Annotated in this window: 1 pseudogene; it reads right to left on the bottom strand. The window is 29.6% G+C overall.

The features are described from left to right. Nucleotides 1-211: 211 nt before the first annotated feature. A pseudogene (locus tag FUA24_RS07750) lies at nt 212-405 on the bottom strand (GSCFA domain-containing protein); the annotation flags it as partial.

The raw sequence follows: 405 nt of genomic DNA, 5'->3' as shown, positions 1-405 counted from the left end.
GCTTTTATATCGCCATCAGAATCATCAGAAGATGAACATGACACGAATACCATTGATAAAATAATAACTACTGATAATGCTTGTTTTTTGAAGTGTTTCATTTTGTTGATTTTTTTATGATTAATAGCATCACAAAACTGCAACAAAGCACAAGCGAAATCAATACGATGAATTACGTATATTTTGATTTACCGGTATACGATTTTAAATTTTAAAAAGACATATGTGGAAAGCTTTTACTCAAGGCCTGTTTTTTACTTTCCAATTTTTGAAGAAATTTTTTGTGTGCTTCAGAATTTGGATTAAATGGTTTATGCTGAAGTCCTTTTTGAATAGCATCTACATTTTCCATTGTTTTCACTGCTTTTTCTGAAATCCATACGTATTTAAACGCTTCCCAAATAT

The sequence above is a fragment of the Seonamhaeicola marinus genome, from assembly GCF_008085455.1.
This window is presented reverse-complemented; position numbering and strand designations above follow the sequence as displayed.